This window comes from Streptomyces sp. NPDC060194 (assembly GCF_042728285.1).
GTDB lineage: Bacteria > Actinomycetota > Actinomycetes > Streptomycetales > Streptomycetaceae > Streptomyces.
Window position 1 is genome coordinate 1 of sequence record NZ_JBHWZH010000160.1, and the last position, 12,561, is coordinate 12,561.

Below are 12,561 nucleotides of genomic sequence, written 5' to 3' on the forward strand. Positions count from 1 at the left end.
AGGGGGGCTCCACCCGCGCGGCCTCAAACTTCCCCAAGCTCTCGGCTTCGCTCGAGCAGGGGAGACCCCATCGCCGGGCTGAATTTCTGGCCCCCCGCGCGCCGGCCGGGCTGAAGTTTCTGGCGCCCGAGCGCGCCTTCGCCGCCGGGCGAAACCGGGGACGCGTCCGGCTTCCGGCGCGCCGGGGTGGCGAGGGGGTCACCCGTGTGGCGGAGGGGGGTGGCGGGGCGCGAGGAGAAGATCGATCGCGGGGAACCCGTGCGGTTACTGGGTTGTGCCCGCACACCCGCCCCCTGCGGGTCGTCGCCGAGCGTATTCGGAGAGTAGTTGTTGGCCCCCGATGTACGCGTCCGCACTTACGAAGGGTTATGGTGTAACTCCCCCCCTCGGGCCGGTCCGTATCCCCCCCACGGACCGGCCCGTTTTTTATGCCGCGCCCCGGGGGACGCGTCAGGCGCGGCCGGCCCAGATGTTGGTGCCGTCGGTGTCGACGGCGAAGGTGTCGATCTCCTTCAGCTCGGCCGCGGACAGCGGCTCCGCACCGAGCGCGGCGACGTTCTCCTCCAGCTGACGGACGCTGGACGCCCCGATGAGCGCGGAGGTCATCCGCGGGTCGCGCAGCACCCAGTTCAGGGCGAGCTGGGCGAGGGACTGCCCGCGCCGGGCGGCGATGTCGCCGAGGCCGCGCAGCCGGCGCAGGACCTCGTCGGAGAGCAGGTTCGGGTCGAGGGACTTGCCCTGGGTGGCGCGCGAGCCCGCGGGGACGCCGTCGAGGTACTTGTTCGTGAGCAACCCCTGGGCGAGCGGCACGAAGGAGATGCAGCCCATGCCGGCCGTCTCCAGCGTGTCGAGGAGGCCGTCGTCCTCGATCCAGCGGTTGATCATCGAGTAGGACGGCTGGTGGATGAGCGCGGGGACGCCCATCTCGCGCAGCAACCGCGCCGCCTCCGCCGTCTGCTCGGCGTTGTACGACGAGACGCCGACGTAGAGCGCCTTGCCCTGCCGCACCGCGGAGGCGAGCGCGCCCATCGTCTCCTCGAGCGGGGTGTCGGGGTCGAAGCGGTGCGAGTAGAAGACGTCGACGTAGTCGAGGCCCATCCGCTTCAGCGACGCGTCGAGCGAGGAGAGCAGGTACTTGCGCGAGCCCCACTCGCCGTACGGGCCGGGGTGCATGTCGTAGCCGGCCTTGGTGGAGACCACCAGTTCGTCCCGGTACGGGGCGAAGTCCTGCGCGAAGAGCTTGCCGAAGTTCAGCTCGGCGGAGCCGGGGGGCGGGCCGTAGTTGTTGGCCAGGTCGAAGTGGGTGACGCCGAGGTCGAACGCGCGGCGCAGGATGGCGCGCTGGGACTCCAGCGTGCGGTCGTCGCCGAAGTTGTGCCACAGGCCGAGCGAGATCGCCGGCAGCTTCAGCCCGGAGCGGCCGGAGCGGCGGTACTCCATGGCGTCGTAGCGGCCGTCGGCGGCCCGGTAGGAGGAGTGATCAGTCATGCCTCCTTGACTATCACGCTTATCACCAAGTCGTGACAGACCGGATTGGGCCGTACGACGCGGCCCCGGCTACTGTGCTGCCGGGGGGAAACACGCCCGGGAACGCGTCCGGGGGACCTGCCACATGCCTGCACCCGGAGGGGCGTCACATCGTGAACCTGCGCGACCTGGTCTACGGCCTGTACGAGCGTCGGGTGGACCGCCGCCTGGATCACGACCAGGTGCCCAAGCACATCGGCGTGATCCTCGACGGCAACCGCCGGTGGGCCAAGGCGTCCGGCGGGACGACGGTGCAGGGGCACCAGGCCGGTGCGGACAAGATCACCGAGCTGCTCGGGTGGTGCGCGGAGACGGACGTCGAGGTCGTCACCCTATGGATGCTGTCCACGGACAACTTCGACCGTGCGGAGTCCGAGCTGCTGCCGCTGCTCAGCATCATCGAGAACACGGTGCGGGGGCTCGCCGCGGACGGGCGGTGGCGGGTCCACCACGTCGGGACGATGGACCTGCTGCCCGCCCGCACGCAGGCCGTCCTCAAGGAGGCGGCCGCGGCGACGGAGGGCAACGGCGGGATACTCGTGAACTGCGCGGTCGGCTACGGGGGGCGGCAGGAGATCGCGGACGCGGTCCGCTCGCTGCTGCACCAGGCCGCGGCGCGGGGGACCAGCTTCGAGGAGCTGGCGGAGGTCGTCTCCACCGACCTCATCGCCGAGCACCTCTACACGCGGGGGCAGCCCGACCCGGATCTCGTCATCCGCACCAGTGGTGAGCAGCGGCTCTCCGGCTTCATGCTCTGGCAGTCCGCGCACAGCGAGTACCACTTCTGCGACGTCTTCTGGCCGGCCTTCCGCAAGGTCGACTTCCTCCGCGCGCTCCGGGACTACGCGGCCCGCCACCGCCGCTACGGTGGTTGAGCCCGGCTCGTCTTTCGGGGGCGCGCCCCCCTTCGCGGCTCCGCCGCGGATGCACGGGCTCCGCCCGCGCGGCCTCAAACGCCGGCCGGGCTGAGTTTCCTTACGGCTCGCGCCGAGCTTCGCGCCCCTCGGCGCCAACGCCGGCCGCCACCCCCACCCCGCCGTGGGCCATCGTGCCGCCCGGCGGCGACGTGGGCCGCCGCCCCCACCCCGCTGTGGGCAGTCGTGCCGCAGGGCGGCACGGGTGGGCACAGCCCACAGTGCCCAGCGCGGCGACGTGTGCGCCCACCGTCGTCGGCCCCCGCCCCGCAGGGGCGCTTCGCGGCTGCGCCGCGGGTACCGGGCTCCGCCCGGTGGCCTCAAGCGCCGGCCGGGCTGAGATTGTTGGGTGACCGCGCGCCGCCCGGGGCTGATTTATCGGCCCCCGCATGGCCGCGCTCGATGAAGGGCATACCTCCCCCAGGTCGGTGACCGGACAACCAAGTTCGGCCACCGCGAACAAGGAACGCGCGCGGCGCACCCGCCGCTCGCCCGGGAGGCCCCTTGCGCCAGCCAGGTCGTACCTCGCTGGAGGGCCGCACGGCCCGTGCAACGGTGCCGTCCGGCCCTCACGACCCGCGACGCCGCCGCACCCGTCGCACCCCGACCTCGTGCACGCCAAAGAGGGGGTACGTCCTTCCGTGGTGAACAGCTCTAAGCGCCGCCTTCCCGACCGGCGCACCTACGTTCTCGACACCAGCGTCCTGCTGGCCGACCCCAACGCCGTGTCCCGCTTCGACGAGCACGAGGTCGTGCTACCGATCGTCGTGGTGACCGAGTTGGAGGCCAAGCGGCACCACCCGGAGCTCGGGTACTTCGCCCGGCAGGCCCTGCGCCTGCTGGACGACCTCCGGGTCCGGTTCGGCCGGCTCGATGCGCCGCTCCCCATGGGCGACATCGGCGGCACGCTCCGCGTCGAGCTGAACCACTCCGACCCGAGCGTCCTGCCCGCCGGCTACCGGCTCGGCGACAACGACTCCCGGATCCTCGCGGTCGCGCGCAACCTCCAGGCCGAGGGGTACGACGTCACGGTCGTCTCCAAGGACCTGCCGATGCGGATCAAGGCGTCGTCGGTGGGCCTCCTGGCGGAGGAGTACCGGGCCGAACTGGCCATCACGGACTCCGGCTGGACGGGGATGACCGAGCTGCCGCTCTCCGGCGAGCAGGTCGACCTCCTGTTCACCGAGGAGACCCTGTACGTGCCGGAGGCGGCCGACCTCCCCGTGCACACCGGGCTGACGATCCAGTCCGAGCGCGGCAAGGCGCTCGGCCGGGTCACCGCCGAGGGCAACGTCCGCCTCGTGCGCGGCGACCGGGAGGCGTTCGGCATCAAGGGCCGCAGCGCCGAGCAGCGGATCGCCCTCGACCTGCTGCTCGACCCGGACGTCGGCATCGTCTCCATGGGCGGCCGGGCCGGCACCGGCAAGTCCGCGCTCGCGCTCTGCGCGGGCCTCGACGCGGTCCTGGAGCGCGGCCAGCACAAGAAGGTGATGGTCTTCCGCCCGCTGTACGCGGTCGGCGGCCAGGAGCTCGGCTACCTGCCGGGCAGCGAGGCCGAGAAGATGGGGCCGTGGGCGCAGGCCGTCTTCGACACCCTCTCGGCCGTCACCTCCCGCGAGGTGATCGAGGAGGTCCTCGGCCGCGGCATGCTGGAGGTCCTGCCGCTCACCCACATCCGCGGCCGCTCGCTGCACGACGCGTTCGTCATCGTCGACGAGGCCCAGTCCCTGGAGCGGAACGTCCTGCTGACGGTCCTGTCCCGGATCGGCGCCAACTCGCGGGTCGTACTCACCCACGACGTGGCACAACGGGACAACCTGCGCGTCGGCCGGTACGACGGAGTCGTCGCCGTCGTCGAGAAGCTGAAGGGGCATCCGCTCTTCGCCCACATCACCCTCAACCGGTCGGAACGCTCCCAGATCGCCGCGCTCGTGACCGAGATGCTGGAGGACGTGCAGCTCTGACGGAGGGTCAGTGCCAGACGCCGCCCGGAGAAGGTCAAGGACCTTACCCGGGCGGCGCCGTGTTACGCCGCAGTATCCGAAAAGACACCCGGATAAACGGCATGTGAGCTTTCCCACTGGTCACAGAATTGCCTCAAGGCGTGTCCTCGGGCAGAGTCTTGGACCTGTCAGGCCCCGCATACGACACTCCTGCCCCAAAACGCGTCTCACGAGCCGCGACCGGCCCCCGGGCCGCACAACTGAACACCGGTGTCGTCGTATGCCGCCCGAAGCACCACGCGACGCCCGCCCGTCCAGGGAGGGTGTCCACCGGGTCCGCGCCTCCCGTGACCGTGCAGTAGGAGGCCAGTGCCAGGGGCACGATTGCGTCCGCGAGGTCACGTCTCAAGCGGGCGACGCTGGAAGGAAACCGTGTGAGCCGGATCTCGGTTCGGGGAATCGCAGTGGCATCGGCCACCGCGGTCACCACCATCGGAGCCGTCGCGGGTGTTGCCTCGGGCAGCACCACGGAGAACCCCGCCAACGACTTCGAGGCCACCGCCGCCGACGCGACGCTCCTCGCGGACATCCCCGCCGGTCAGCACGCGCAGGTGCAGACCACGTCCCTCGCACAGCAGGCCGACGCGCAGGCGTACCAGGCCGACACCGCGGCCCAGACCTCCGCCCAGGAGGCCGCCCGCACCAAGGCCGCCGAGACGGCCAAGGCGAAGAAGGCCGCCGCCGACAAGGCCGCGGCGGAGAAGGCGGCCGAGGAGAAGGCCGCCAAGGAGCGCGAGGAGGCCGCCAAGGCCAGCCGCTCCGCCGAGCGCTCCAGCGGCGGCGGCGCGGACGCGTCCAGCTTCGCCCAGCAGAGCTCGTACACCGTGGCCCAGGTCCAGGCGATGGCCCGTCAGATGGTCCCCGCCGACCAGTTCCAGTGCTTCAGCAACATCGTGGACCACGAGTCCGGCTGGAACTACCGCGCGACCAACCCCTCCTCCGGCGCGTACGGCCTCATGCAGGCCCTCCCCGGCACCAAGATGGCCTCCGCCGGCGCCGACTGGCAGACCAACCCCGCCACCCAGCTCAAGTGGGGCCTCAGCTACATGGACGGCCGCTACGGCAGCCCGTGCGGCGCCTGGGAGTTCTGGCAGGCGAACAACTGGTACTAGGCGCACCGCCCGATTCCCCCGGGCCCGCGACCGAACCTCCGGCAGCCCCTCACCGTCCTTCGGTGAGGGGCTGCACGCGTGTACGGTCGTCACGGCTCAGACGGACCTGACGGGGTACACGTGCTGCGCACACGAGCGGCACACCGACGCGGGGGATGAGGGACAGAGCATGGCGAGACTGCCGGACTGGCTGGGACGGCTGGGAGCCGGGCTCACCCACGTGGGAACGCGGTTCGACGAACGCAGGGCCGCCGCGGACGCCGCCGGCGAGCACATCACCAAGCCCCGACCCGAGGAACTCGACGGGACCGCCGACCACGTCCCGCCGCCCCCCTCCTACGCGCCGGCGATAGCGGCCAGGCCCGAGCCGGCCGCCGCGATCCCCTGGGGGCTGCGGGTCGCCGCCGAGACCGCCTGGCGGTTCCTCGTCCTCGCGGGCATGGTCTGGGTGCTCATGCAGGTCATCTCGGCGGTCAGCCTCGTCGCCCTGGCCTTCACCGCCGCCCTGCTCGTCACCGCGCTCCTGCAGCCCACCGTCAGCCGGCTGCGCGGCTACGGGCTCCCCAAGGGGCTCGCCACGATGTGCACCGCCGTCCTCGGCTTCGTCGTCATGGGCCTGGTCGGCTGGTTCGTGGTCTGGCAGGTCATGGACAACATCGACACCCTCGCCGAACGGATCACGGACGGCATCGACGAACTCAAGCGCTGGGCCCTCGACAGCCCCTTCCACGTCACCGAGAAGCAGATCAACGACCTCGCCAAGACCGCCAGCGACGCGGTCGGCACCAACACCGAGGAGATCACCAGCGCGGGGATCGAGGGCGTCACCGTCCTCGCCGAGTTCTTCACCGGCATGGTCCTCGCGATGTTCTGCACGCTCTTCCTGCTCTACGACGGCGAGCGGGTCTGGAAGTGGGCGCTCAAGCTCGTCCCCGCCCAGGCCCGCCCCGGCGTCGCCGGCGCCGGCCCCCGCGCCTGGCGCACGCTGACCGCGTACGTCCGCGGGACGGTCCTCGTCGCGCTCATCGACGCCGTGTTCATCGGCATCGGCATCTACTTCCTCGACGTGCCGATGGCCGTGCCGCTCGCCGTGTTCATCTTCCTGTTCGCGTTCATCCCGCTGGTCGGCGCGGTGCTCTCCGGGGCGCTCGCCGTCGTCGTCGCCCTGGTCACCCAGGGGCCGTTCACCGCGCTGATGGTGCTGATCGTGGTGCTCGCCGTCCAGCAGATCGAGGGGCACATCCTCCAGCCGTTCATCCTCGGCCGCGCGGTGCGGGTGCACCCGCTCGCCGTCGTGCTCGCCGTCGCCTCCGGCGGGCTGCTCGCCGGGATCGGCGGCGCGGTCGTCGCCGTGCCGCTGGTCGCCGTCACCAACACCGTCGTCGGCTACCTGCGGGCGCACAGCCGCGAGACGGCGCTGCGGATGTCCCCGCCGCCGCACGGGGCGACGGCCGTGGCCGTCGCGCCCGTCGACCCGACGCGGCCCGAGCCGCGGCCCGAGCCCGACCCCGTGCGGACCGCACCGGAGGAGGACCGGCCGTGATATCCGACGTCGAGGTCGCGGACGACGACGGCGAGTTCAGACCGCTGGGCGGGGGGACGGCCCCGGTCGTCCTGGAACCCGCCTCGCCGCCGGCGGACGGCATCCGGCCCCGCACGCCCCGCCGCACGGCCCTGCGGTGGGCCGCCGCCGGTGCGCTCGCCGCGTCGGTGGTCTGGGGCGGGGCGCTGTGGGCCCTGTGGCCGGGGGACGGGAAGCCGGACGACGGCGGGTACTCCGTCGGGGCGAGCCTGTGCGGGCAGTTCCGGGCGAAGGGGCTCGTCGCGGCGCTCGGTACCCGCGAGGGCGACCAGGTGACCGACTTCGAGCGCGGCGTGCTCGACCGCGCGGAGTGCACGTTCACCCTGCGGCCCGACCCCCGCGAGGCCCGCGGCGGCGACACCGGCTCCTCGGGGAACGGCCTGCGCACCGAGTACGGGGTCGAGCTGGTCGCCGAGCTGCGGCGGGCGACGGATCCCCGGGCGGAGTTCGAGGCCACCCGCGACGTCAGGCTCTCCGGCCGGCCCGAGCGCATCGCCAAGGTCTCCGAGGTGTCGGACCTCGGCGACCGCGCCTACCTCCTCGACGGCACCGCCGAGGCCCGCAAGGAGCTCCGCGTCCTCGACGGCGGCCTCGTGGTCCGGCTCTCGATCGTCGGCTACACCACCTACGACGGCGACGAGCCGCCCCCGGACAGCGCCGGCGAGGACCCCGACCTCAGCGGGGTCGAACCCATGATGGTCGGCGACCTGCGCGCCCTCCTCGACGAGATCCAATAGGGCCTTGGGCGGCGGCAACGCGGCCTTCGCGGCTCCGCCCTGCGGCCTCAAACGCCGGCCGGGCTGAGATTTATTGCCGCCTCGCGCCGGCTCGCTCGCCTCGCGCCGGCTCGCGCCGCTGAGCGGCAGCGTTGGCCCCCCCCCCGCTGTGGGCAATCGTGCCGCAGGGCGAGTGGGGTCTCCCCTGCTCGAGCGAAGCCGAGAGCTCGGGGAAGGGTGGGCACAGCCCCACGTGCCCAGCGCAAGCGACCGCACCCCGCACCACGGTCGGCCCCGCAGCGCAGCTGTACCTGTTCTCGCACCACCTCCCTGAAACCCACGTCCGTGACGTGCAACCGACCGGAGGGCCGCCGTGGCCATGACGCACAGGTTCCGCAAGAGCACCGCCCCAGCCGACACCCCCGCCCCGGACCCCCATCCGGTGGATGAAACCCTCCCCCCGTTCAAGTCCTTCACCAGCGGGCTGCAACACGTCGCCGCGATGTACGCCGGCGTCGTCGCGCCGCCGATGATCGTCGGCCCCGCGGTGGGACTGAGCGCGACGGACACCGCGTTCCTGATGGGCGCGAGCCTGTTCACCGCCGGCATCGCGACGCTGCTGCAGACGATCGGCTTCTGGCGCGTCGGCGCGCGGCTGCCGTTCGTGAACGGGGTGTCGTTCGCGGGCGTCAGCCCGATGATCGCTATCGGGAAGGACCGCGGGTACGACGGCATCGCCGTGATCTTCGGGGCGATCATCGTGGCGAGCGTGCTCGGCTTCCTGCTCACCCCGTGGTTCTCGAAGCTGGTGCGGTTCTTCCCCCCGGTGGTGACCGGGACGGTGATCACCCTGATCGGCGTCTCGCTGCTGCCGGTCGCGTTCAACTGGTCGCAGGGCGGGGTGGCGGACGCCCCGGACTACGGCTCGATGCGGAACATCGGCATGGCCGCGCTGACGTTCGTGATCGTGCTGGCGCTGCGGAAGCTGCTGCGCGGGTTCCTGCAGCAGATCGCGATCCTGCTCGGCCTGGTGGTGGGCGCGGTCGTCGCGATCCCGATGGGGATGACGAACTTCGACGCGATCAGGAACGCGGACGTCGTCGGCTTCCCGTCGCCGTTCCACTTCGGCGCCCCGCAGTTCGAGATCGCGGCGATCGTCTCGATGTGCATCGTGATGCTGGTCTGCATGACCGAGAGCACCGCGGACATGCTCGCGCTCGGCAAGATCGTCGACCGGCCGGCGGACGAGCGGACCATCGAGGGCGGGCTGCGCGCGGACACGCTGGGGAGCGCGATCAGCCCGCTGTTCAACGGGTTCATGTGCAGCGCGTTCGCCCAGAACGTTGGGCTGGTCGCGATGACCGGGATCCGCAGCCGGTTCGTGGTCGCGGCGGGCGGCGGCATCCTCGTCGTCCTCGGGCTGTTCCCGATGCTGGCGTCGGTGATCGCGCTGGTGCCGCTGCCGGTGCTCGGCGGCGCGGGGATCGTGCTCTTCGGGTCGGTCGCGGCGAGCGGCGTGCAGACGCTGGCGACGGCGGCGCTGGAGAAGGGCGAGAACGCGCTGATCGTGGCGGCCGCGGTGGGCGTCGGACTCATACCGATCGCCGCGCCGGACTTCTACCACGCCTTCCCGAAGGACCTGCTGGTCGTGCTCGACTCGGGCATCTCCACGGGCTGCGTCGTGGCGATCGTCCTGAACCTGGCCTTCAACCACCTGGGCACACGCCCCGAGCCGGAGACGCTGACACCGGAGAAGGAGCAGGTCGCGGTCCACTGACCGCGACGGGGCCCGGCCGCCGGACACGTCGTCCGGCTGCCGGGCCCGTGCGCGGGTCTCAGAGCTGCGCGCCGTTCGAGGTGCGCAGCGCCTCGCGCTTGTGGGCCTTGCGCTCGCGCCGGCGGTCAAGGCGGGAGGCGGACGGGCCGGCCCCGTCCTCCGCCACCTCGTCTTCCACCTCGTCGGCGTCGGTGTTGGCGTCGTCGTCCTCGTCCTCGTCCACCGGGTCCGCGGGACGGGCCCGGCGCGGTTCGCGGACGTCGAGGTCGTCGAGCAGGTCCTCCGGCGGCGCGTCGAGCGCGGCGGCCCACTCGGCCTCGCCCTGGGAGAGCTCGTTCACCGACGGTCGCAGCACGATGTGCACGTCGTCCAGGTGCTCGGCCGGCAGCCGGAACGCGTACGTGGCGCTGCGGGTGCGCCGCCTGCGCACCTCCGTGTGCAGGCCCTCCACGATCTCCTGCTCGGGGTCGTGCGTCCGCACGGCGGGCACGTCGCCCGCGCGCACCTGCACGCGTGCCCCGACCCGCATCCGCACGGCGGCCCGCGCCTTGGTCAGCGCGAGGGCGTGCTGCCGGGTGTGCTCGTCGACGAGCCGGGTCCGCGCGACCTCGCTCAGGTCGCCGGACGTGCGCGCCCGGCGCGGGTTCTCCTTGCGCTGCGCCCGCATGGCCCGGCGCACGGGCGGCGCGGTGTTCCTCGCGTGCACGGTGAAGCGGACGTAGGCGTCACCGTCGTGGTGATCGCGGTCCAGGTGCGTCGGCGCGAACGGTTCGAGCTCGTCGACCATCAGTTCCAGGCCGCCTGAGAAGGCGACCCACTCGCCGACCCCGAGGGTCTCGGACATGTCGTTCAGCTTTCCGTCGGTAGCCATATGTCCATTGTGGGCGTGTGCGCTGTGTAAAGGCAGGGCCGGACGGCCCGGGAGGCGGTGCCGGCGGGCCCCGAAGGGCGTCGGCGGCCGAGACGTCGGTCACGTCCGGGGCGGCGCGCCCCGCTCAGCCGCGGCGCGGTGACGCGAGGAGGTAGCGGACCCGGGTGCGGGGCTCGCCGTGCTCGCTCGCCTGCCAGCCGGCGGCGGTGAGCGCGGCCGCGCACGCGGCGAGCGGACCCGGGCGCGGGGCGTGCACGGCGACGGCCTCGGGCTGGTCGGTGGGCAGCACGCGGTAGCCGTCGGGGCCGGGCCGGCAGCCCGCGGCCTCCAGGGCGAGCGCGGCGGAGGGGACGAGCCGCCCCCGCTCCCAGGCGCACGGGCGGTCGACGGCGCCGTCCCGGTTGGTCAGCCGGCGTATCTCGAGGAGCCCCTGCCAGGCGCTGTGCACCTCGCGGGCGCGGGCGGCCGGCTCGTCGGAGGCGAGCAGGGCGGCCGGCTCGGTGCCCGTGCGGGCCGCGAACACCGTGCGGTCGGGGGCGGGTTCGGGCTCCGGGGCGGGCGCGTCCTCGGGCGGCCGCAGCAGGTCCTCCCGCAGCCGGTGGCCGGCGGGGGTGAGGTAGTGGTGGTGCGGCGGGCGGGGGTGGCGGAACGCCAGCCGCCCCCGCACGAGCCCCGCGAGCGGGGCCTCGGAACCGGTGAGCAGACCGGTGACCGGATCGGCCGCGAGGACGATCCGGCGCTGCGCTGCGGTGGGCGGCTTGGTCATGGGTCCGATGATGCCGCCCGCCACTGACAACCGGTCGCCGAGGACCGGTCCCCGCCGTCCGGCGACGCGGACGGGGCGCCCCGGAGGGCGGCCCGTGCGGAGCGTGACGCGTCGGCTCAGTACGCGCTGTTGACGTTGTCCATCGAGCCGTAGCGGTCGGCGGCGTAGTTGCACGCGGCGACGATGTTGGCGACCGGGTCGTACAGGTCGTACTTCGTGCCGTCGACGTGGTAGGTGTCGAAGGTGGGCTGGATCACCTGGAGCAGGCCCTTGGACGGGATGCCGTTGCGGGCGTTGATGTCCCAGTTGTTGATGGCCCGCGGGTTGCCGGAGGACTCACGCATGATGTTCCGGTGGATCCCCTCGTACGAACCGGGGATGCCCTCCTTCTTCATGATGTCCATGGCCTCGCGGATCCAGCCGTCCAGGTTGTTCGCGTAGGTCTTCTTCGCGGGCGCCTTGGCCGGGGTGGCCTTGGCGGTGCGCTTGGAGCGGTCGGCCTTCTTGTCGTCGGCGCGCTTGGCCGCGTCCTTCTTGGCCTTGGCCTTCTTGGCCTTGGCCTTCTTCGCCGCGGCCTTCTTCGCCTCGGCCTTCTCCGCCTTCGCGGCGGCGGCCTTCTTCTCGGCGGCCTTCTTCACGGCCGCCTCGATCTTGGCGTCGTTCGGGTCCTTGTTCAGCTTGGCCGCGATGACCGCCTGCGCGTTCTTCAGGTCCGCGGAGTGGTCCTTCGACGGCGCGACGGCGACGGTCGCGGCGCTCTTGCCGGACTCGTGACCGGTCGCGGCCATCGCGGTGGAGGAGAGACCACCGGTCACGAGGATGGTGGCACCGAGCACCGAGGCGCCGGCGCGGGGCATGATCGTGCGGATCGACTTGCGGGACATGGAGATGCGGGGCACAGGCAGTCCTTGCTTCGGGAGCGGGGGAGGCCACCGGAACCCATCGGCTCGAACGGCGACGAGAACCACCGTGCGGGTCGTGTCCGTTTCGAGGCAAACATGCCTATTACGAAGCCTGCTCGGAGACGGCCGAGAATCTCCCGCCCGGAAAAGGAGGGTTTGCGCTGCTCGCAGCGGGTAGAGGAGGGCCTTTCCGATGTCCGTTTTGTCTACTAATCAAGGTCGGAGAGGACCAAGGTCCCGTGGCGCACCGCACAGGACGGGACCCCTTCCGGACCCCTTTTTGTGGCCCCGGTCACTCCTCATCACGCCCTTGCCGCACCGCTGTTGGGGAGCCGCGCACCCCACGGAACCCCGGAAGACGTGACGCGCCGCACCCGGATCGGCTCCGGGT

General features: G+C 72.2%; 10 protein-coding genes. 6 read left to right on the plus strand and 4 right to left on the minus strand.

The window, feature by feature from the left end:
- Window positions 1-450: 450 nt before the first annotated feature.
- Window positions 451-1,488: an L-glyceraldehyde 3-phosphate reductase gene (mgrA, locus tag ACFWEG_RS25210; protein WP_387219328.1), complete on the minus strand. Its 1,038-nt coding sequence runs from the start codon at window positions 1,486-1,488 to the stop codon at window positions 451-453.
- 152 nt (window positions 1,489-1,640) lie between these two features.
- Here mgrA and ACFWEG_RS25215 point away from each other — a divergent pair, with 152 nt between their 5' ends.
- The 6 genes from ACFWEG_RS25215 to ACFWEG_RS25240 all read left to right on the plus strand — a co-directional run bounded on the left by ACFWEG_RS25215 (window position 1,641) and on the right by ACFWEG_RS25240 (window position 9,631).
- The gene (locus tag ACFWEG_RS25215) at window positions 1,641-2,402 is read left to right on the plus strand and encodes an isoprenyl transferase (protein WP_387219330.1); all 762 of its coding nucleotides are present in this window, start codon (window positions 1,641-1,643) and stop codon (window positions 2,400-2,402) included.
- 680 nt (window positions 2,403-3,082) lie between these two features.
- Window positions 3,083-4,405 carry a PhoH family protein gene (locus ACFWEG_RS25220; RefSeq protein WP_387219332.1) on the plus strand — a complete coding sequence of 441 codons (1,323 nt, stop codon included), beginning with the start codon at window positions 3,083-3,085 and terminating at the stop codon, window positions 4,403-4,405.
- A gap of 413 nt (window positions 4,406-4,818) precedes the next feature.
- The gene (locus ACFWEG_RS25225) at window positions 4,819-5,556 is read left to right on the plus strand and encodes a transglycosylase SLT domain-containing protein (RefSeq protein WP_387219334.1); all 738 of its coding nucleotides are present in this window, start codon (window positions 4,819-4,821) and stop codon (window positions 5,554-5,556) included.
- A 169-nt stretch (window positions 5,557-5,725) separates the two neighbouring features.
- Complete coding sequence (locus ACFWEG_RS25230; protein WP_387219336.1) at window positions 5,726-7,099, plus strand: AI-2E family transporter; 1,374 nt, start codon at window positions 5,726-5,728, stop codon at window positions 7,097-7,099.
- The gene (locus ACFWEG_RS25235) at window positions 7,096-7,875 is read left to right on the plus strand and encodes a hypothetical protein (protein WP_387219338.1); all 780 of its coding nucleotides are present in this window, start codon (window positions 7,096-7,098) and stop codon (window positions 7,873-7,875) included. Before ACFWEG_RS25230 ends, ACFWEG_RS25235 begins: the two co-directional genes overlap by 4 nt.
- 358 nt (window positions 7,876-8,233) lie before the next feature.
- A complete protein-coding gene (locus ACFWEG_RS25240) occupies window positions 8,234-9,631 on the plus strand; it encodes a nucleobase:cation symporter-2 family protein (protein ID WP_387219340.1) in 1,398 nt (465 codons plus the stop codon).
- A 58-nt stretch (window positions 9,632-9,689) separates the two neighbouring features.
- Here the strand turns inward: ACFWEG_RS25240 and ACFWEG_RS25245 are convergent, their stop codons facing one another.
- The 3 genes from ACFWEG_RS25245 to ACFWEG_RS25255 all read right to left on the minus strand — a co-directional run bounded on the left by ACFWEG_RS25245 (window position 9,690) and on the right by ACFWEG_RS25255 (window position 12,125).
- Window positions 9,690-10,502, minus strand: a complete 813-nt coding sequence (locus ACFWEG_RS25245; protein WP_387219343.1) for a hypothetical protein — start codon at window positions 10,500-10,502, stop codon at window positions 9,690-9,692.
- A 124-nt stretch (window positions 10,503-10,626) separates the two neighbouring features.
- Complete coding sequence (locus ACFWEG_RS25250; RefSeq protein WP_387219345.1) at window positions 10,627-11,268, minus strand: hypothetical protein; 642 nt, start codon at window positions 11,266-11,268, stop codon at window positions 10,627-10,629.
- A gap of 116 nt (window positions 11,269-11,384) precedes the next feature.
- A complete protein-coding gene (locus ACFWEG_RS25255; protein ID WP_387219347.1) occupies window positions 11,385-12,125 on the minus strand; it encodes a transglycosylase SLT domain-containing protein in 741 nt (246 codons plus the stop codon).
- Between the last annotated feature and the right edge of the window lie 436 nt (window positions 12,126-12,561).